Source organism: Leclercia sp. W6 (assembly GCF_003336345.1).
In the GTDB taxonomy this organism is placed as follows: domain Bacteria; phylum Pseudomonadota; class Gammaproteobacteria; order Enterobacterales; family Enterobacteriaceae; genus Enterobacter.
Window position 1 is genome coordinate 3,957,754 of the sequence record NZ_CP031104.1, and the last position, 18,483, is coordinate 3,976,236.

19 protein-coding genes and 2 pseudogenes are annotated in these 18,483 nt (G+C 56.7%); 11 read left to right on the forward strand and 10 right to left on the reverse strand.

The annotated features are described in order from the left end of the window. Positions 1 to 81 precede the first annotated feature (81 nt). Complete coding sequence (gene prlC, locus DVA43_RS19305) at positions 82 to 2,124, forward strand: oligopeptidase A (RefSeq protein WP_114317170.1); 2,043 nt, start codon at positions 82 to 84, stop codon at positions 2,122 to 2,124. Between the two features lie 7 nt (positions 2,125 to 2,131). Further along, complete coding sequence (rsmJ, locus tag DVA43_RS19310) at positions 2,132 to 2,884, forward strand: 16S rRNA (guanine(1516)-N(2))-methyltransferase RsmJ (RefSeq protein ID WP_114316473.1); 753 nt, start codon at positions 2,132 to 2,134, stop codon at positions 2,882 to 2,884. A 54-nt stretch (positions 2,885 to 2,938) separates the two neighbouring features. On the opposite strand, the gene uspA is transcribed toward rsmJ, so the two are convergent. Beyond that, positions 2,939 to 3,376: a universal stress protein UspA gene (gene uspA / locus DVA43_RS19315; protein WP_103177386.1), complete on the reverse strand. Its 438-nt coding sequence runs from the start codon at positions 3,374 to 3,376 to the stop codon at positions 2,939 to 2,941. Positions 3,377 to 3,661: 285 nt separating this feature from the next. Here uspA and uspB point away from each other — a divergent pair, with 285 nt between their 5' ends. Continuing rightward, on the forward strand, positions 3,662 to 3,997 hold the full coding sequence (gene uspB / locus DVA43_RS19320) for a universal stress protein UspB (RefSeq protein WP_032615027.1): 336 nt from the start codon (positions 3,662 to 3,664) through the stop codon (positions 3,995 to 3,997). A gap of 56 nt (positions 3,998 to 4,053) precedes the next feature. Here the strand turns inward: uspB and pitA are convergent, their stop codons facing one another. Next, positions 4,054 to 5,550 carry an inorganic phosphate transporter PitA gene (pitA, locus tag DVA43_RS19325; RefSeq protein ID WP_114316474.1) on the reverse strand — a complete coding sequence of 499 codons (1,497 nt, stop codon included), beginning with the start codon at positions 5,548 to 5,550 and terminating at the stop codon, positions 4,054 to 4,056. A 230-nt stretch (positions 5,551 to 5,780) separates the two neighbouring features. Here pitA and DVA43_RS19330 point away from each other — a divergent pair, with 230 nt between their 5' ends. The 3 genes from DVA43_RS19330 to DVA43_RS19340 all read left to right on the forward strand — a co-directional run bounded on the left by DVA43_RS19330 (position 5,781) and on the right by DVA43_RS19340 (position 8,681). Further along, on the forward strand, positions 5,781 to 6,974 hold the full coding sequence (locus tag DVA43_RS19330; RefSeq protein ID WP_114317171.1) for an NAD(P)/FAD-dependent oxidoreductase: 1,194 nt from the start codon (positions 5,781 to 5,783) through the stop codon (positions 6,972 to 6,974). 126 nt (positions 6,975 to 7,100) lie between these two features. After that, the gene (locus DVA43_RS19335) at positions 7,101 to 7,499 is read left to right on the forward strand and encodes an ion channel (RefSeq protein WP_114316475.1); all 399 of its coding nucleotides are present in this window, start codon (positions 7,101 to 7,103) and stop codon (positions 7,497 to 7,499) included. A gap of 156 nt (positions 7,500 to 7,655) precedes the next feature. Further along, on the forward strand, positions 7,656 to 8,681 hold the full coding sequence (locus tag DVA43_RS19340) for a TerC/Alx family metal homeostasis membrane protein (RefSeq protein ID WP_103177383.1): 1,026 nt from the start codon (positions 7,656 to 7,658) through the stop codon (positions 8,679 to 8,681). Between the two features lie 82 nt (positions 8,682 to 8,763). Here the strand turns inward: DVA43_RS19340 and DVA43_RS19345 are convergent, their stop codons facing one another. From DVA43_RS19345 to DVA43_RS19355, 3 genes are all read right to left on the reverse strand, one after another. Beyond that, positions 8,764 to 9,426, reverse strand: a complete 663-nt coding sequence (locus tag DVA43_RS19345; RefSeq protein ID WP_103824746.1) for an HAD family hydrolase — start codon at positions 9,424 to 9,426, stop codon at positions 8,764 to 8,766. A 94-nt stretch (positions 9,427 to 9,520) separates the two neighbouring features. Then, entirely contained in the window at positions 9,521 to 10,315 is a 795-nt protein-coding gene (locus DVA43_RS19350; protein WP_114316476.1) for an SDR family NAD(P)-dependent oxidoreductase, read from the reverse strand. A gap of 54 nt (positions 10,316 to 10,369) precedes the next feature. Next, a complete protein-coding gene (locus DVA43_RS19355) occupies positions 10,370 to 11,230 on the reverse strand; it encodes a LysR family transcriptional regulator (RefSeq protein WP_114316477.1) in 861 nt (286 codons plus the stop codon). 99 nt (positions 11,231 to 11,329) lie between these two features. Between DVA43_RS19355 and DVA43_RS19360 the strand changes: the two genes are divergently transcribed. Next, the gene (locus tag DVA43_RS19360) at positions 11,330 to 11,836 is read left to right on the forward strand and encodes a phenolic acid decarboxylase (RefSeq protein WP_103177379.1); all 507 of its coding nucleotides are present in this window, start codon (positions 11,330 to 11,332) and stop codon (positions 11,834 to 11,836) included. 5 nt (positions 11,837 to 11,841) lie between these two features. Here DVA43_RS19360 and acpT read toward each other — a convergent pair whose 3' ends face one another. The 3 genes and pseudogenes from acpT to DVA43_RS19375 form a co-directional block, all read right to left on the reverse strand. Next, a complete protein-coding gene (gene acpT / locus DVA43_RS19365; protein WP_114316478.1) occupies positions 11,842 to 12,423 on the reverse strand; it encodes a 4'-phosphopantetheinyl transferase AcpT in 582 nt (193 codons plus the stop codon). 2 nt (positions 12,424 to 12,425) lie between these two features. Next, positions 12,426 to 12,608 (reverse strand): annotated as a pseudogene (locus DVA43_RS19370) (beta-ketoacyl-ACP synthase); the annotation flags it as partial. Positions 12,609 to 12,615: 7 nt separating this feature from the next. Further along, entirely contained in the window at positions 12,616 to 13,689 is a 1,074-nt protein-coding gene (locus DVA43_RS19375) for an AI-2E family transporter (RefSeq protein WP_114316479.1), read from the reverse strand. A gap of 108 nt (positions 13,690 to 13,797) precedes the next feature. Between DVA43_RS19375 and DVA43_RS19380 the strand changes: the two are divergent. Next, positions 13,798 to 15,037: pseudogene (locus tag DVA43_RS19380) on the forward strand (MFS transporter). A gap of 4 nt (positions 15,038 to 15,041) precedes the next feature. On the opposite strand, the gene DVA43_RS19385 reads toward DVA43_RS19380, so the two are convergent. Together DVA43_RS19385 and DVA43_RS19390 are read right to left on the reverse strand one after the other, a co-directional pair. After that, on the reverse strand, positions 15,042 to 15,599 hold the full coding sequence (locus DVA43_RS19385) for a DcrB family lipoprotein (RefSeq protein ID WP_103824753.1): 558 nt from the start codon (positions 15,597 to 15,599) through the stop codon (positions 15,042 to 15,044). Positions 15,600 to 15,671: 72 nt separating this feature from the next. Beyond that, positions 15,672 to 16,337: a 7-cyano-7-deazaguanine/7-aminomethyl-7-deazaguanine transporter gene (locus DVA43_RS19390; protein WP_103177374.1), complete on the reverse strand. Its 666-nt coding sequence runs from the start codon at positions 16,335 to 16,337 to the stop codon at positions 15,672 to 15,674. A gap of 167 nt (positions 16,338 to 16,504) precedes the next feature. Between DVA43_RS19390 and tusA the strand changes: the two genes are divergently transcribed. The 3 genes from tusA (at position 16,505) to DVA43_RS19405 (ending at position 18,475) form a co-directional block, all read left to right on the forward strand. Beyond that, positions 16,505 to 16,747: a sulfurtransferase TusA gene (tusA, locus tag DVA43_RS19395; protein WP_114316481.1), complete on the forward strand. Its 243-nt coding sequence runs from the start codon at positions 16,505 to 16,507 to the stop codon at positions 16,745 to 16,747. Positions 16,748 to 16,981: 234 nt separating this feature from the next. Next, positions 16,982 to 17,953: a TRAP transporter substrate-binding protein gene (locus DVA43_RS19400; RefSeq protein ID WP_114316482.1), complete on the forward strand. Its 972-nt coding sequence runs from the start codon at positions 16,982 to 16,984 to the stop codon at positions 17,951 to 17,953. A gap of 12 nt (positions 17,954 to 17,965) precedes the next feature. Then, positions 17,966 to 18,475 (forward strand): TRAP transporter small permease, encoded by a 510-nt coding sequence (locus tag DVA43_RS19405; protein WP_103177371.1) that lies wholly within the window; start codon positions 17,966 to 17,968, stop codon positions 18,473 to 18,475. Positions 18,476 to 18,483 lie beyond the last annotated feature (8 nt).

An 18,483-nucleotide genomic window follows, 5' to 3' on the forward strand; every position in this document is an offset into this window, starting at 1 on the left:
CACTACACTTAACCCCATCCTGGAAACATTATGCTCGCGCAGGATGTGCGCTTCATTCACTCATTTAACAGGACAGTGCTTATGACCAACCCATTACTGACGCCTTTTTCGTTGCCACCGTTCTCCTCCATTCGGCCTGAACATGTTGTCCCTGCGGTCACTAAAGCGCTGGACGATTGCCGTAGTGCAGTGGAGAGCGTGGTGGCGAACGGCGCTCCCTACACCTGGGAAAACCTGTGTCAGCCGCTGGCGGAAGTGGATGATGTGCTTGGCCGCATCTTCTCCCCGGTCAGCCACCTCAACTCGGTGAAAAACAGCCCGGAACTGCGTGAAGCCTACGAACAAACTCTGCCGCTGCTGTCGGAATACAGCACCTGGGTCGGGCAGCACGAAGGGCTCTACAAAGCGTACCGCGACCTGCGCGATGGCGATCACTATGCGACGCTGAATATCGCGCAGAAAAAGGCTGTTGATAACGCGCTGCGCGATTTTGAACTGTCGGGCATCGGTCTGGCAAAAGAGAAGCAGCAGCGCTACGGCGAAATCGCGACGCGCCTGTCTGAGCTGGGCAACCAGTACAGCAACAACGTGCTGGATGCCACCATGGGCTGGACGAAGCTGATTACCGACGAAGCGGAGCTGGCTGGCATGCCGGAAAGCGCGCTGGCGGCAGCAAAAGCGCAAGCCGAAGCGAAAGAGCAGGAAGGTTATCTGTTGACGCTGGATATTCCGAGCTATCTGCCGGTCATGACCTACTGCGACAACCAGGCCCTGCGTGAAGAGATGTATCGCGCCTACAGCACCCGCGCATCCGATCAGGGCCCAAACGCCGGTAAGTGGGATAACACCCCGGTGATGGCGGAAATTCTTGCCCTGCGTCACGAGCTGGCGCAGCTGCTGGGCTTTGACAGCTACGCGGACAAATCTCTTGCCACCAAAATGGCTGAGAACCCGCAGCAGGTACTCGATTTCTTAACCGATCTGGCCAAACGCGCCCGTCCTCAGGGCGAGAAAGAGCTGGCCCAGCTGCGCGCCTTTGCGAAAGCGGAGTTCGGCGTCGATGAGCTGCAGCCGTGGGATATCGCCTATTACAGCGAAAAACAGAAGCAGCATCTGTACAGCATCAGCGATGAGCAGCTGCGTCCGTACTTCCCGGAAAACAAAGCCGTTAACGGCCTGTTCGAAGTGGTGAAACGCATTTACGGCATCACCGCCAAAGAGCGCAACGATGTGGAAGTGTGGCACGAAGACGTGCGTTTCTTCGAGCTGTATGACGACCAGAATGAACTGCGCGGCAGCTTTTATCTCGACCTCTACGCTCGCGAAAATAAACGCGGCGGCGCCTGGATGGATGACTGCGTAGGGCAGATGCGTAAAGCCGACGGCTCGCTGCAAAAGCCGGTTGCGTATCTGACCTGTAACTTCAACCGTCCGGTTAACGGCAAACCTGCGCTGTTCACCCATGACGAAGTGATTACCCTGTTCCACGAGTTCGGCCACGGCCTGCACCACATGCTGACCCGCATTGAAGCGGCAGGCGTTGCCGGTATCAGCGGTGTACCGTGGGATGCAGTGGAGCTGCCGAGCCAGTTTATGGAAAACTGGTGCTGGGAGCCGGACGCGCTGGCGTTTATCTCCGGCCACTACGAGACCGGCGAGCCGCTGCCAAAAGCGCTGCTGGATAAGATGCTGGAAGCGAAAAACTACCAGGCGGCGATGTTTATCCTGCGCCAGCTGGAGTTCGGCCTGTTCGATTTCCGTCTGCATGCGGAGTTCAGCCCGGAGCAGGGGGCGAAGGTGCTCGAAACCCTGGCGGAGATCAAGAAGCAGGTTGCCCTTATTCCAGGTCCGGCCTGGGGTCGCTTCCCACACGCGTTCAGCCATATCTTTGCGGGCGGCTATGCGGCGGGTTACTACAGCTACCTGTGGGCCGACGTGCTGGCGGCAGACGCTTACTCCCGCTTTGAGGAAGAGGGGATTTTCAACCGCGAAACCGGCCAGTCGTTCCTGGATAACATCCTGACCCGTGGCGGCTCTGAAGAGCCAATGGAGCTGTTCAAACGCTTCCGTGGCCGCGAGCCTCAGCTGGACGCGATGCTTGAGCATTACGGCATCAAGGGTTAGTTGATTCGTGAAGATTCACTTAGTTGATGAAACAGGCGCCGGAGACGGCGCCTTATCTGTTCTTGCCGCCCGCTGGGGGCTGGAACACGATGAAGAAAACCTGATGGCGCTGGTGATGACCCCGGACCATCTGGAGCTGCGCAAGCGCGACGAGCCCAAACTCGGCGGCATTTTCGTCGATTTTGTCGGAGGGGCGATGGCGCACCGGCGCAAGTTTGGCGGCGGACGCGGCGAAGCGGTGGCCAAAGCGGTCGGGATTAAGGGCAGCTACCTGCCGGACGTGGTGGATGCCACGGCGGGACTCGGGCGCGATGCTTTTGTGCTGGCCTCGGTGGGCTGTCGGGTGCGGATGCTGGAGCGCAATCCAGTGGTTGCGGCATTGCTCGACGATGGACTGGCGCGCGGCTATGCCGACCCGGAAATTGGTTCGTGGTTGCAGGAGCGGTTACAGCTGATCCACGCCTCAAGCCTGACGGCACTGACCGATATCACCCCACGCCCGCAGGTGGTTTATCTCGACCCGATGTTCCCGCATAAGCAGAAAAGCGCGCTGGTGAAGAAAGAGATGCGGGTATTTCAGTCGCTGGTGGGGCCGGATTTAGATGCTGATGACCTGCTGGCGCCTGCGCGTCTGCTGGCCACGAAGCGGGTGGTGGTGAAACGTCCTGACTATGCGCCGCCGCTGGCTGAAGTTGCGACGACTAATGCGGTGACCACCAAAGGGCATCGGTTTGATATCTATTCCGGCACCCCGGAATAAAAAAAGCCGGGTGGCGGCTTCGCCTTACCCGGCCTACATTCAGGCAATCCCGCCTTACTCGTCGTCTTCGTCGCGCAGCGGCACAATCAGCATATCCACGTGTACGGTGTTAATCAGCTGACGGGCTGACGACATCAGCTTGCTCCAGAAATCCTGGTGATGGCCGCAGACCACCAGATCCATATCGTATTTTTTAATCGCATCGACCAGAACCTGGCCCAGGTCGCCGCTGCCGCTCAGGGTTTCGGTGATCGGATAGCCCGCATTCGTGGAAAGTTCGGTCAGCGCATGGTGGGTCTCTTCAGAGATACGCTTCTGCATGTCCCCCAGATTCACATCGATCAGGCCGGTATAGAGATCGGAGTAGTTAACGTCCACATGAATTAAGGAAACTTTCGCATTGTACGGACGCGCCATGGATACCGCTTTATCAACCAGCACTTTGCTCTCCGGGGAGAGGTCAACAGCGATCAGAATATGTTTATAAGCCATAGTGTTACTCCTTCCTTAAGTTATCGATGACCAATGCGTGTAGCAGTCGTCTACCTGCTTTCATTACGGCCCAGTTAAACAAAATTTTCAAGCATTGGTGTTGATAACGATTAACCTTGTGGCAAAAAAATTAACGGATCTCCTACACTATTGAATAAGCCGTTCGGATAATAAAATGTGAAGCCGATCGGCTTTTGAGTCTCTCTATCACTGAACCGTCTGTCAGGGCATTGGGGTGCGGTAGTCCCGAAGCGTTGCTTCGAGGGCGGACGCCGGGGAGGAAGTATGATTAGCACCGTCGCATTGTTTTGGGCGTTATGTGTGGTTTGCATTGTGAATATGGCGCGTTATTTCTCATCCTTGCGCGCGCTATTAGTGGTACTGCGTGGCTGCGATCCGTTGCTTTATCAATATGTGGACGGCGGGGGATTCTTTACCTCGCACGGGCAGCCCAGCAAACAGATGCGCCTGGTGTGGTATATCTACGCCCAGCGTTATCGCGATCATCATGATGATGAGTTTATCCGTCGCTGTGAGCGCCTGCGTCGTCAGTTCATCCTGACCAGCGCACTGTGCGGCCTGGTGGTGGTGAGCATGATAGCTCTCCTCATCTGGCATTGAGCGCAAAAAAAAGCGGGCCAGTTACCTGACCCGCTCTTCGCGTAACCTGCATGCGATTACAGGAATTGCAGGGAGATCCAGTACAGACCGCCAGACAGCAGAATGGATGCCGGCAGGGTAAATACCCAGGCCATCAGAATGCTGGTCACGGTTTTGCGTTGCAGACCACCGCCATCAACCAGCATGGTACCCGCCACGGACGAAGAGAGAACGTGGGTAGTGGATACCGGCATACCGGTGTAGCTGGCCAGACCGATAGAGACTGCCGCCGTCATCTGAGCGGACATCCCCTGGGCATAGGTCATGCCTTTCTTACCAATCTTCTCGCCGATGGTTGTTGCTACGCGACGCCAGCCAATCATCGTACCGAGACCCAGAGCCAGCGCGACCGCCATGATGATCCAGATCGGTGCGTACTCAATGGTGTTCAGCATGTCGACTTTCAGCTTCTTCAGCAGACGTTTGTCGTCGGCAGAGACTTCAGGCAACTTAGCCACTTTGTCGGTGACGTCGGAGATGCACAGCATGATGCGGCGCATCTGGCCACGCTGCTCTACGGAGAGCTTGTCGTAGCTTTCAACGTCCGTCAGCATGCCTTTTGCGCGCTCCAGGGCGCTGATCGCATTAGCCGGATGGCAATGGAACTCCGCCGGTTTGGTAGCGCCCGCTTCCGGAGAAGGGATCAACTGGTCAACGCCGGTCGCTTTTTTCAGCAGGTCAGGACGCTGCTGGAAATAGGTTTCAACGTTGTTGATGGCGTCACGGGTACGGGTAATTTCGTAACCGGAAGCATTCATATTCACCACGAAGCCCGCCGGAGCCACGCCGATCAGCACCAGCATCACCAGACCAATGCCTTTCTGACCGTCATTAGCGCCGTGCGAGAAAGCCACGCCGATAGCAGAGATGATCAGAGCGATACGCGTCCAGAACGGCGGCTTCTTCTTGCCGTCTTTCTTTTCACGCTCGGCTGGCGTCAGGTGGATACGGGCACGTTTTTTCGTACCGCTCCAGTAACGACGCAGCAGGAAGATCAAACCACCCGCCACAACCAGACCGACAATCGGGGAAATAATCAGTGAACCGAAAATACCCAGAACTTTAGGGATGTTCAGTGCGTCCACCACAGACGTACCGGTCATCAGCGCATTGGTTAAACCAATACCGATGATAGCGCCGATCAGCGTGTGGGAACTGGATGCTGGCAGGCCGAAATACCAGGTACCGAGGTTCCAGATAATTGCAGCAAACAGCAGGGAGAAGACCATAGCAAGGCCATGACCAGAGCTGACGTTCAACAGCAGATCCGTTGGCAGCATATGCACAATGGCGTAGGCTACGCTCAGACCTCCCAGAAGAACACCAAAGAAGTTAAACACTGCAGCCATCACCACCGCAACTTGCGATCGTAATGCCCGGGTGTAGATAACCGTTGCCACTGCGTTTGCAGTATCGTGGAAGCCGTTAATCGCTTCGTAGAACAATACAAAGGCCAGAGCAAGCAAAAGTAAAAGCCCGGTATGGAAATCCAGGCCAGCAAACAAATGTAGCATAGGACGTTACGCCATTTTGAGGACATGAACGCGGCGCATTATCCAGGACAAATGCGCAACGGGCAAAGTGAAATATAGCCTTTTTTTGATTTGCTTACTGACATAAGCGTAGCAGCAAAAGAATTACTTTTTAAATTTCAACGAAATGCATGAAATTACAGATTTTTACGCTGGTGCGTTTCTTGAGGAAACTTTACAATTCGCGCCCTGAAAACCAGGAGGATCGAGACGTGGAAAAGTACGATGCCATCATTATTGGCGCAGGTGCGGCGGGTTTATTCTGTGCGGCGATGGCCGGACAGGCAGGACGCCGGGTTCTGCTGCTCGATAACGGCAAAAAACCAGGTCGTAAAATCCTGATGTCTGGTGGGGGTCGCTGCAACTTTACTAACCTTTATATCGAACCTGCGGCCTATCTGAGCCAGAACCGTCATTTTTGCAAATCTGCATTAGCGCGCTACACCCAGTGGGACTTCATCGACCTCGTCGGTAAACATGGGATCGCCTGGCATGAGAAAACGCTGGGGCAATTATTTTGCGACGATTCCGCGCAACAAATCGTCGATATGCTGGTGGCGGAGTGTGAAAAAGGCCAGGTTACCCTGCGACTTCGCAGCGAAGTGCTGGATGTAGCGCGTGACGACGCAGGGTACACGCTGCAGCTTAATGGCGAAACCGTGAGCGCAGAAAAACTGGTGATCGCCAGCGGCGGGCTCTCAATGCCGGGGCTGGGTGCCACACCGTTTGGCTATAAAATTGCCGAGCAGTTTGGCCTGAAGGTGTTACCCACCCGTGCCGGCCTGGTGCCATTTACCCTGCATAAGCCGCTGCTGGAGCAGTTGCAAACGCTCTCCGGCGTCTCGGTGCCGTCGGTGATTACCGCCGAAGACGGTACGGTGTTCCGTGAGAATCTGCTGTTCACCCATCGCGGCCTCTCCGGTCCGGCGGTACTGCAAATCTCCAGCTACTGGCAGCCGGGCGAGTTCGTCACCATCAATTTAGTGCCGGATTGCGATCTGGAGAGCTTCCTCAATGAGCAGCGGGCGGCGCACCCTAACCAGAGCCTGAAAAATACCCTGGCAATGCAGCTGCCGAAGCGGCTGGTGGAGTGCCTGCAGCTGCTGGGGCAAATTCCTGATGTGTCGCTGAAGCAGCTCAACAGCCGTGACCAGCAGGCGCTGGTGGAGACCTTAAGCGCCTGGCGCGTCCAGCCTAACGGCACCGAAGGGTATCGCACCGCGGAAGTGACGTTGGGAGGTGTGGACACCAACGAACTCTCTTCACGCACCATGGAGGCCCGCAACGTGCCGGGACTCTATTTTATCGGCGAGGTCATGGACGTCACCGGCTGGCTGGGTGGCTATAACTTCCAGTGGGCGTGGGCCAGCGCCTGGGCCTGCGCAGAGGCGCTGGCAGGAAGGTAGTGCCCCGGCGCCACGATAGCGCCCTGGACTCGCCCCCATCCGCTACACTGCATCTCAAACGTTCCGCTATTTTACGTCCTGCTCTGTTGAGCAGGGCGTATTGCGTTACCTTTCAGAGAGTGTGATATGCAGCTTGTGAGCATTATTATTTTGATCAACCTGACGGTGATCATTCATTCCACATGGATGTTTATTATCCTGAAGTTCATCAACCTGAATGTGGAATCGGTGATCCGCGTTGTGTTCCGCAATATCGTCATCATTGTGACTGCACTTTTTGCTCATCTGCTTGAAGCCAGCCTGTTTGCCGTTTTTTATCGCTATGTCGGCGCGTTTAATGACTGGAACACCAGCTTCTATTTCTCGCTGGTCAGCTACGCTACAGTGGGATACGGCGATGTCACGTTGCCGGAGCACTGGCGACTGATTGGCGGGGTGGAAGGGCTGGTTGGCGCGCTGATGGTTGGCTGGTCAGTGGCGGTGCTGGTGGCCGTCCTGCAGCGGCTGCGCGGCATGAGCCAGTAAAGCGCCGATGGCAGAACCTCCGCATTGTGAGGTAAAGTACACTCCCTCACGCAGGGTTATGCGTTTTAAGAGGAGAGCCGGTAAACGGTCCCTCTTTTTCTTTACTGGCTTCGCCAGTCTGCATGGTGTGTATTTTGTCTTCAAAAAGGGTTGTCTATGTCCTCTGCTCATCTCGGTTTCCCGACGGAAACCGTTGTTGTTTTTGTGGTTATGGCTGTTGGGGCGATGTTTATCGACCTCTTCATGCATCGCCATGACAAACCAATTTCACTGAAAAGCGCCTCACTCTGGTCCCTCTTCTGGGTGATGATGGCGATGGCGTTCGCCGGGTTCCTCTACGTGCATCACGGTGCCGAAGTGGCGAGCCTGTTCCTCACCGGTTACGCCCTGGAAGAGGTGCTCTCCGTTGATAACCTCTTCGTAATGATGGCGATCTTCGCCTGGTTTGGCGTGCCGGATCAGTATCGTCACCGGGTGCTCTACTGGGGGGTGATTGGCGCGATTGTCTTCCGCGGGATCTTCGTCGCTATCGGCACCAGCCTGCTGAGCCTGGGGCCATACGTTGAAGTGGTCTTCGCCCTGATTGTGGCCTGGACGGCGGTGATGATGCTTAAACGCGGCGAAGAGCAGGACGAGATTGAGGATTACTCTCAGCATCTGGCTTACCGCGCGGTAAAACGCTTCTATCCGATCTGGCCAAAAATTACTGGTAACGCGTTTCTTCTCAGCCAGAAAGAGGTGGATGCCGAGCTGGCTAAGCCTGAAAACCAGGATGTGATGGTCGGGCGGGTGAAGAAGGCGAAGCGCTATGCCACGCCGCTGCTGCTCTGTGTGGCGGTGGTGGAGCTGTCAGACGTGATGTTCGCCTTTGACTCGGTGCCGGCGATCATCGCGGTCAGCCGCGAGCCGCTGATTATCTACAGCGCCATGATGTTCGCCATCCTCGGCCTGCGTACGCTTTACTTTGTGCTGGAGGCGCTAAAGCAGTATCTGGTGCATCTGGAGAAAGCGGTGATCGCGCTGCTTTTCTTCGTCGCCTTTAAGCTTGGTCTGAACGCGACGGATCACTTCTGGCACCACGGCTACGGTATCGGCGCCACGGCGAGTCTGTTAGTGGTGTTGGGCGTGCTGGCGGCGGGGATTCTGGCGAGCCTGCTGTTCCCGGGGAAACGGGAAGCCTGACGGATTTTGCCCGGCGGCGCTGTGCTTGCCGGGCCTACAAGCCCTGTAGGCCGGGTAAGGCGAAGCCGCCACCCGGCAGGGTTTACAGCTTGATCGGTGAGTTGCGGCGCGCGCGCGGCGGATGGAAATGACGCCAGTGCGGATCCTGCGCCGCCGCCAGCAGCTCGTGATCGCCACGGGTATCGCCCCAGGCGCGCACGTGGTAGTTGGTCAGGCTGCCGTACACGCTCTCCAGCCGGGCCACCTTCTGCGCACAACGACAGTTATGGCCGGTGATCCGCCCGGTTAGCTTGCCCTCTTTTACCTCCAGCTGGGTGCCGATAAGCTTAATGCCGAGCTTGTCGGCCCACGGCTGCAACACCAGCGCCGGGGAGGCAGAGCAGATGGTCACTTCTGCGCCGGAGTTGACTTCCGCCGCCACCGCCAGCACCCCCTGCGGGCGCATCAGTTTGTCCCAGTACTTTTCGCAGAACCGCTCCGCCTGCTCACGCAGCCAGTGCTCATCCACGCCAGTCAGGAAGGTTTTGATCAGCACCTCTTTCAGTTCATCACGGGTCAGCTTGCGGCGCACGCAGTGAAGGGTGGGCAAGGCCATCCGCACCAGGCGACCGGCAAAGTAGCGCTTACCGAACGCAAAGCGTAAGAAGGGGATAAAGCTGTCGTGATGGGTCAGCGTGCCATCAAAGTCGAACACGGAGAGGACGCTGGATTTTGCCATCGCCTCATCGGCAATCATATTGGTCATAACAGAGTCTTAGCGTAAATTCACATTCTGTCCTCAGTTTACCTGCTTTAGCGTCAGATGCCACCCGCCAGCGGACAGGCGGCCATTGACAGAGCTAGATAATATCGTCCACCACGCCGCCATCCACGCGCAGCGCCGCGCCGGAGGTAGCAGATGCCTGCTGGGAACAGACGTAAACCACCATGTTCGCCACCTCGTCTATCGTGGCGGCCCGCTGGATCACAGAGCTTGGGCGGTTTGCCATCACGAACTCTTTTGCCAGCGTCTCCAGGGATTTGCCGGTTTTCTCTATTTCGTCTTTCATCATTTCAGCAAAGCCGTCTGACATCGTCGGGCCAGGCAGGACGCTGTTCACGGTGACGCCACTCCCGGCAACAAATTTTGCCAGACCGCGCGCCAGAGAGAGCTGGGCGGTTTTCGTCACGCCATAGTGGATCATGTCCGCCGGAATATTGCAGGCTGACTCCGAGGAGATAAACACCACCCGGCCCCAGCCTTTTTGCACCATGCCGGGCAGCAGGGCACGTGACAGTCGCACACCGGACATCACGTTGGTTTGCCAGTAGTGATTCCAGGTCTCGTCGTCGGTGGCGTAAAAATCCTGGGGGCCGTAAATCCCGGCATTGTTGACGAGGATATCGACGTCAGAGGCGACCCGGAGCAGAGCATCCACCCCTTCCTGCGTACTGAGGTCGGCAATGGCGGCCCGCACCTGAACGCCCGGTATCTGCTGCTGCAGCTGCTGGATGCCCCGGTTAACCGAGTCGACGCTGCGTCCGTTAACAATCACCTCGGCGCCGCTCTCTGCCAGCCCTCTGGCAATGGCGAAACCAATACCGCCTGTGGAGGCGGTCACTAACGCCACTTTTCCCGTAAGATCGATTTTCACGGCCTGCTCCTTGTCATATTTGAAGTTCAGACCATTAAGCGTAGCAGTTCACCTTTACGACGGCTGGCTGAAGAGTTGCAGTAAGGTTTCCACCTGTTCGTCGAGCGGGGCGAGCGTGCGTTTTACAATCAGATGCAGCGGTGTAGCACGGCGCGTGCCGTGGTTCAGGGGCACCGTTTTCAGCACACCGGTTTCCAGCTGTTGCTGAATTCGCTCTTCCGGCAGCCAGCCATACCCCACCTGATACATCACCGCATCGATAGCGGCATCGATGGTGGAGAAGGTCCAGGCTTCGCCGCCAGGAGGCGCGGCGTAGTTCTGCCCGGCGATCTGGATGAGTGGCCAGGGGCGTAGCATTTCATCAGTGAGCGGCGTATCGAGTTCAAACAGCGGATGCTCCCGATGCGCCACGGCGACAAAATCGATATTCATCAGCCACTCGCCGCGCCCGGTCACATCATGGCGGCGGGTTAGTACCATCACGTCGGCTTCGCTCTGGGTCAGCGCCTCGCCGGCGTTCTCAAGTATTTCGGTCAGATGCACCTCGGTTTGCGGATAGCGCTGTTGAAACTGGCGCAGAATGGCAAACAGATGACGGCGAGGGAAAATGCTGTCCACCACCACATCCAGTCGGGTACGCATCCCGTTGCGTAGTGTCGTGGCGCGCGTCTCCAGCAGGGTAAAGGCGTTTAGCAGCGGTTTGACCTGATTTAACAGCAGCTCCCCTTCCGGGGTCAGCACCGCCTTACGTCCCGCCTGAACCAGCAGCGCCACGCCCAGCCGCTCCTGCAACAACGCCAGGTTATAACTGACGGAAGATTGGCTGCGATGCGTCTCCTCTGCGGCGCGGGCAAAGCTGCCCAACTCAACGACGCGTTCCAGCAACGACCATTGCTCAAGGGTAGTTTTGTGCATAACTCATCTAATTTTTGAATGAATTTGATTAAATCATAGCGTTATTAATCCAATTTTTGCAGGCGTAAGATGGGCTCATTGAAACAGAGGAGACAGTATATGAGCCAGTTTGATAAACATGATTTGAGCGGTTTCGTCGGCAAACATTTGGTCTACACCTACGATAACGGCTGGAACTACGAGATTTATGTCAAAAACGAGCAGACGCTCGACTACCGTATTCATAGCGGGATCGTGGCAAACCGTTGGGTAAAAGATCAGCAGGCTTATATCGTTCGCGTGGGCGAGAGCATTTATAAAATCTCGTGGACTGAACCGACCGGTACCGATGTGAGCCTGATTGTGAACCTCGGCGACAAGCTGTTCCACGGCACCATCTTCTTCCCGCGCTGGGTGATGAATAACCCGGAAAAAACCGTCTGCTTCCAGAACGATCATATTCCGCTGATGGTCTCTTATCGCGAGGCGGGCCCGGCCTACCCAACCGAGGTCATTGATGAGTTCGCCACCATTACCTTTGTGCGCGACTGCGGTGCCAATAACGATGCTGTCATTGACTGTGCTGCCAGCGAGCTGCCGGCAGACTTTCCGAATAATTTGAAATAAGCGGGTTACAGAACCTGAAGTGCACCGTTATGGAGGGGGAAGGGCGTTGGCGTACAGACCGCGAGGCTGAGTTCGCCGCGCTGAAAGTGGCTGACGCAGAGCGTCGACCTTAAGGTGCTGTCGATACTGACAATCTGCCAGGCGCTGCCGCCGCGCTGTTTGACGATCGCCTCTTTACGCGTCCAGATGCGCCAGAAGGCCGACAGTTTTGCCTCAGGCGCCTCCCGCTCCAGCTCGTCATGTTCGGCGAGGCTAAAGACGGCGTTAGCCAGCGCCTGCCAGTTATCCCGCGGGCGGATCAATTCGATGTCGCAGCCCACTTCCCCCTCATCGCTCAACAGCAGGGCAATATTATCCCCGCTGTGGCTTAGGTTAAACCAGTAGGGTCTGGCATCGACGAACGCCGGTTTGCCCTGTTCACCGAAGATAATTTCCGGTACCGGGGTGGGCGATAACGCCCGGGCGAGCAGCGCCCGGCCAGCCAGCCAGGGGAGTCGGCGCGCGCCCTGCGGCGCCTGCTCAGAAAGCGCTGACGCCAGAGGGTCAGCGCTGAGGGTAGAAATTTTTCCCAGTAAGAACTGGTACATAGTCACGCCCAGCGTTTAATGATTATGGAAGTATTAATGCCGCCGAACGCGAAGGTGTTGCTTTGAAGATATTCGCAGTCAATGTGACGGGCTTCACCCATAATATAATCTAACGCGCCGCATTGCTCATCCGGTTGTCTTAAATTGATGGGCGGCGCGAACCAGCCCTCACGCCGCCAGCGCATACATCTCTTATCCCGGCAGCCTGCTTTTTGGTCTGCCTGGGCCAAGCAGGATCGCCAGTTTGCTGCCTCCCCGGGTGGTCTCCATCCAGATCTTACAGACGCTGGTGAGCGGCACGGAAAGTAACATCCCCACCGGGCCGAGCAACCAGCCCCAGATCAATAACGACAGGAATACCACCAGAGTGGACATCCCCAGCCGGTGGCCCATCATTCGCGGCTCCACGATATTGCCCAGCACCATGTGGACGATAAGGAACAGCGCCCCCACCATCATGCATTCGTAAAAACCGTTGAACAGGAAGGCCTGGATCATCGGCGGTACGGCGGAGATCACCGCGCCGATATTAGGCACATAGTTCAGCAGGAAGGCCAGCACGCCCCACATCAGGGCAAATTGCACCCCCAGCAGCGTCAGCCCCAGCCAGACGATGGCCCCGGTCCACAAACTCAGCAGCGTTTTCAGCGCCAGATAGTGCGACACACCTTTTAGCGCACGGTGTAAACCGGCGATGTGGATCTGCGGATTATTGAGGGCAAAACGCATCTTGTACGGCACGTGGCGCACTTCAAACAGCATAAAGACCACGGTCATCACCAGCAGCAGGACGCTGGCCATCGCCCCGGAAAGCTGGGTCATCAGCGCGGTGGCAAAGGTCATTACCTTCTCTGAATCCATCCGTCTCAGCATGCGCTCCGGGGAGAAGTGCAGGTTGAGGAACGGGAACATCTGCTGCAGACCGACAATTTTGCGCGTCAGCTCTTTGTTGTATTTCGGCAGCATAGCGGCAAATTCATTGAGCGAGGCCGCCAGCACCCCAAACAGCGCCGTCAGCCCAATCAGCATCACCACCACCACAATGGTGATGGCAACAGGGCGGCTCACCCCCCGGCGCAAAAACCAGGTGACGAGTGGGTTAAGGACGATGGCGAAAAAGAGCGCCAGCAATAGCTGAACGAGAATATCTGCTGCGGCATGAATGCCTGCCAGGATCACCACCAGACAGGCCAGCTTCATTAAAATATGGAGACCCGCTTTATCAGCGGGTGGAAGACCCGTTTTATCGGGCGGCGTGATTATCATGATTATTCCTCTTATATGATGCTCCTAAGTGTAGTGCGCCCGCAGCGCTTCGGCTGACGCCGTTAATCTTAAAGTCGCTGCTGCATTTCTCTCCCTGGCGTGGTAATAGTGAAACACTGTTGTAAAAATTCTGGTGAACCTGATGCCCGAACCTGCCGCCGAACCGGCACTGAGTGGATTGCGCCTCAACCTGCGTATTGTTTCCGTCGTGATTTTCAACTTTGCCAGCTATCTGACCATCGGTCTGCCGTTGGCCGTCCTGCCGGGCTATGTCCATGACATCATGGGCTTTAGCGCCTTCTGGGCGGGCCTGGTCATCAGCCTGCAATACTTCGCCACCCTGTTAAGCCGCCCCTATGCCGGGCGCTATGCCGATCTGTTCGGGCCAAAAAGCATTGTGGTGCTGGGGCTGTGCGGCTGCTTCCTGAGCGGGGTGAGCTATTTCCTGGCCGGGCTGACCAGCGCCTGGCCGGTGATCAGCCTTGCGCTGCTCTGTTTTGGCCGGGTGATCTTAGGCATCGGACAAAGTCTCGCCGGAACGGGCTCAACGTTGTGGGGCGTGGGGGTAGTGGGAGCTTCGCACATCGGGCGGGTGATCTCCTGGAACGGCATCGTCATCTATGGCGCAATGGCGATGGGCGCGCCCCTTGGCGTGCTCTGCTATCGCTACACCGGCCTGAGCGGGCTGGCGTTGACCATTATGGGGGTGGCGCTGCTGGCGATCCTCTTCGCCCTGCCACGTCCGAAAGTGAAGGCCAGCAAAGGCAAGCCGATGCCGTTTCGCACGGTGCTGGGGCGCGTCTGGCCCTACGGCATGGCGCTGGCGCTCGGTTCGGCGGGTTTTGGGGTTATCGCCACCTTCATTACCCTGTTTTACGCCGATAAAGGCTGGGACGGCGCGGCCTTCGCGCTGACGCTCTTTAGCTGCGCCTTCGTCGGCACCCGCCTGCTGTTCCCGAACGGCATTAACCGACTGGGCGGACTAAACGTGGCGATGATCTGCTTTAGCGTTGAGATTGTTGGCCTGCTGCTGACCGGTATCGCTGAGGCGCCCTGGATGGCGCGGATCGGGGTTTTCCTCGCGGGAGCGGGCTTCTCGCTGGTCTTCCCGGCGTTGGGGGTGGTGGCGGTCAAAGCGGTGCCGCAGCAGAATCAGGGGGCGGCGCTGGCGACCTACACGGTGTTTATGGATATGTCGCTGGGGGTGACCGGGCCGCTGGCCGGGCTGGTAATGGCGTGGGCCGGGGTGCCGGTTATCTATCTGGCGGCGGCGGGGCTGGTGGCGATAGCGTTACTGCTGACGTGGCGGCTAAAAAAATGGCCTCCGGAGGAGGCCATTTCATCGTGATGATTTACTGAATCACGAGGGTGTTGATGATGTTCTCAGCGGCAGTTTGCGCTTTCTGCTGATCGTCAGCAGGCAGCGTGATCTGCAGGGTCAGCAGCTTGTTGTCCACTTTGCCCAGCACCACGGAGGAGTAAGCGGTCTGGCCTTTGGCAGAGATAATGCTGTCCAGCTGTTGCAGGTTGTGGCCTTTCAGATCGATGGCTTTGTTGGTGACCACCTGCAGCTGCGGGTCGCGGCTGCGCTGTTGGTCTTCCAGACGTTTCGCCAGCACGCCCAGGTCTTCATTGGTGTCGTCGCCGACGATCACAATCACCGCTTTCTGCCCGGTGGCATCGGAATAGACGTGCATATTGTTCGCCTGCGTGCCCAGCTTGCCGCTCTGATCGGTCATATCCGCTGGCAGTGAGAAACTGAGTTTGCCATCCATCAGGCTGACCGGCTGACCCGTGGCGTTGCTTTCCGCAGACGCAGCCTGAGCTGGCGTTTTCGTGTCGCTGTTATCACAAGCGGCCAGCCCCATCACCAGCAGGCCAATCCCGACATATTTAACCAGATTGCGCATTACATTCTTCCTTTCGATAAACGGCCATAACGGCGCATCAATCCATCTTATCACAACTGTTCAGGGGAACCTTTAACCTGCCCGTAATGCTGAAATTTCAGATTTATCCTCGAATCTTTTCAGCAACATATTTAGCAGTACGCCGTACATCGGCAGGAAGAAGACCAGGCTGATAAGTACCTTGAAGGCGTAATCCACGAGGGCAATTTCCATCCAGTGTTCAGCCATAAACGCATCCGGGCTGCGCCAGAAGGCGATAAAGAAAAAGGCCAGCGTATCGCTGACGTTGCCAAACAGCGTGGAGGCGGTCGGCGCCATCCACCAGAGATGGTTCTGGCGCAGGCGGTTAAAGACATGCACGTCGAGGATCTGCCCCAGCGCATAGGCCATAAAGCTGGCGGCGGCGATACGGGCGACAAACAGGTTAAAGTGCGTCAGCGCCTCAAAGCCCTGCCAGCTTCCCATATAGAACAGCGAGGAGATTCCGTATGACACAAACAGCGCCGGAAGCATGACGGCAAAAATAATGCGTCGGGCGAGCGGGGCGCCAAAGATACGGACGGTAAGATCGGTCGCAAGGAAGATAAACGGGAAACTGAACGCGCCCCAGGTGGTATGAAAACCAAAAATGGAGATCGGCAGCTGTACCAGGTAGTTACTGGAGGTGATCACCAGCAGATGGAAAAGCGAAAGCCAGAACAACGCTTTTACGCGCTGCGATTGAGAGAACTGCGTCATATTGTGACCTTTTTAGAAGTTGGGGTGAGGGAACCCAATAAACCGGCCGCATCATACTGCTTTCACTGCGCTTTGCAACGGCTAATTTTTACGCAATCGTTAACCTGGTTTGCTTTGCCCGGCCTGGGGCGTAAACTACTGCCGTTTTTTATCTGAACGAGACGACGATGACCGATCTGTTTTCCAGCCCAGACCATACTCTTGACGCCCAGGGCCTGCGCTGCCCGGAACCCGTTATGATGGTGCGCAAAACCGTGCGCACGATGCAAACCGGCGAGACGCTGCTAATTATTGCTGACGATCCGGCTACCACCCGTGATATCCCCGGCTTTTGCACCTTTATGGAACACGAACTGCTGGCACAGGATACCGCCTCGCTGCCGTATCGTTATCTGATCCGCAAAGGCTGATAAACCCTTTGAATCTGTAGGCCGGGTAGGGCGACGCCACCACCCGGCATGCCCCCCTGCTCGGGCCTGAAAGGCCATTTCGTTTGAACTCCATCACCAATTTGAACCATTGTTTCAAATTTTAGCGCTTTTTTGTGAGGCGCTTCACCCTCGTTTTCCAGGCCTTAGGCTAGTTTTGAAGCTGAAAACTAAAACGCCGTTCCAACGCTTACCTCATACCCTGGAGTTGACTCAATGAAAACGACCATCAAGCCGTTGCTGGCCGCTCTGTGTCTGTCTGCTTTTGCTGCCTCTGTCTCTGCTCAAACCATTAAAGCTGCTGATGTGCATCCTGAAGGCTACCCGAACGTGGTGGCGGTGGAGCATATGGGTGAAAAACTTAAACAACAAACCGACGGCAAGCTGGAGATCAAAGTCTTCCCGGGCGGCGTACTGGGTGATGAAAAGCAGATGATTGAGCAGGCGCAGATGGGCGCCATCGATATGATCCGCGTCTCCATGGCGCCGGTTGCGGCCATCCTGCCGGATATCGAAGTCTTTACCCTGCCGTATGTCTTCCGCGATGAAGATCACATGCACAAAGTGATCGACGGCGACATCGGTAAGCAGATCGGCGAAAAACTGACGGCGAACCCGAAATCGAAGCTGGTCTTCCTCGGCTGGATGGACTCCGGCACCCGTAACCTGATCACCAAAGATCCGATTGTTAAACCGGAAGATTTAAAAGGTAAGAAAATCCGCGTCCAGGGTAGCCCGGTGGCGCTGGCGACGTTGAAAGATATGGGCGCCAACTCGGTGGCGATGGGGGTAAGCGAGGTCTACAGCGGCATGCAGACCGGCGTTATCGACGGCGCAGAGAATAACCCACCGACCTATATCGCCCACAACTACATGCCGGTGGCCAAAAACTACACCCTGAGCGGCCACTTTATCACCCCAGAAATGCTGCTCTACTCCAAAGTGAAGTGGGACAAGCTGAGCGCCGACGAGCAGGAAAAAATTAAGACCCTGGCCCGTGAAGCGCAGTTTGAACAGCGTAAGCTGTGGCAGGCCTACAACGACGAAGCGCTGGCGAAGATGAAGGCGGGCGGCGTGCAGTTCCACGACATCGATAAGGCGGTGTTCGTCAAAGCGACCGAGCCGGTGCGCGCCCAGTATGGTGAAAAACATCAGGATCTGATGAAAGCCATCGCTGACGTTAAGTAAGCCGGAGTATTTATGTCCGAACTCTATCTGAAATGGATGGACCGTCTCTACCTGCTGGCGATGGCCATTGCCGGGCTGTCGCTGCTGGTGATGACCATCGTTATCCCGATTGGCATCTTTTCGCGCTACGTACTCAACCGCGGTGAGTCGTGGCCGGAGCCGATTGCCATTATCTGCATGGTGACGTTCACCTTTATCGGCGCGGCGGTGAGCTACCGCGCCGGCTCACATATTGCGGTGAACATGCTCACAGACAGATTGCCAGACTCACTGAAAACGGTCTGCGCACGGGTGGTGGATCTGCTGATGCTGGTCATCTCCGGCATCATGTTCTGGTACAGCTACCTGCTGTGCATTGAGCTCTGGGACCAGCCGGTCGCAGAGTTTCCGATCCTGACCTCCGGCGAAAGCTATCTGCCGCTGCCGGTCGGGTCGGCGATTTTGATCCTGTTTGTGCTTGAGCGCCTGCTGTTTGGCTCTCAGGAAAGTCGCCCGGTCGTGCTGATCGGCAACCACAGTTAAGGGGTGAA

Bases quoted from the DNA above. Each gene is read 5' to 3' on its own strand.
- prlC (WP_114317170.1), top strand. From the start codon at position 82: ATGACCAACCCATTACTGACGCCTTTTTCGTTGCCACCGTTCTCCTCC.
- uspA (WP_103177386.1), bottom strand. From the start codon at position 3,376: ATGGCTTATAAACATATTCTGATCGCTGTTGACCTCTCCCCGGAGAGC.
- uspB (WP_032615027.1), top strand. From the start codon at position 3,662: ATGATTAGCACCGTCGCATTGTTTTGGGCGTTATGTGTGGTTTGCATT.
- pitA (WP_114316474.1), bottom strand. From the start codon at position 5,550: ATGCTACATTTGTTTGCTGGCCTGGATTTCCATACCGGGCTTTTACTT.
- DVA43_RS19335 (WP_114316475.1), top strand. From the start codon at position 7,101: ATGCAGCTTGTGAGCATTATTATTTTGATCAACCTGACGGTGATCATT.
- DVA43_RS19340 (WP_103177383.1), top strand. From the start codon at position 7,656: ATGTCCTCTGCTCATCTCGGTTTCCCGACGGAAACCGTTGTTGTTTTT.
- DVA43_RS19345 (WP_103824746.1), bottom strand. From the start codon at position 9,426: ATGACCAATATGATTGCCGATGAGGCGATGGCAAAATCCAGCGTCCTC.
- DVA43_RS19355 (WP_114316477.1), bottom strand. From the start codon at position 11,230: ATGCACAAAACTACCCTTGAGCAATGGTCGTTGCTGGAACGCGTCGTT.
- DVA43_RS19360 (WP_103177379.1), top strand. From the start codon at position 11,330: ATGAGCCAGTTTGATAAACATGATTTGAGCGGTTTCGTCGGCAAACAT.
- acpT (WP_114316478.1), bottom strand. From the start codon at position 12,423: ATGTACCAGTTCTTACTGGGAAAAATTTCTACCCTCAGCGCTGACCCT.
- DVA43_RS19375 (WP_114316479.1), bottom strand. From the start codon at position 13,689: ATGATAATCACGCCGCCCGATAAAACGGGTCTTCCACCCGCTGATAAA.
- DVA43_RS19385 (WP_103824753.1), bottom strand. From the start codon at position 15,599: ATGCGCAATCTGGTTAAATATGTCGGGATTGGCCTGCTGGTGATGGGG.
- DVA43_RS19390 (WP_103177374.1), bottom strand. From the start codon at position 16,337: ATGACGCAGTTCTCTCAATCGCAGCGCGTAAAAGCGTTGTTCTGGCTT.
- tusA (WP_114316481.1), top strand. From the start codon at position 16,505: ATGACCGATCTGTTTTCCAGCCCAGACCATACTCTTGACGCCCAGGGC.
- DVA43_RS19400 (WP_114316482.1), top strand. From the start codon at position 16,982: ATGAAAACGACCATCAAGCCGTTGCTGGCCGCTCTGTGTCTGTCTGCT.
- DVA43_RS19405 (WP_103177371.1), top strand. From the start codon at position 17,966: ATGTCCGAACTCTATCTGAAATGGATGGACCGTCTCTACCTGCTGGCG.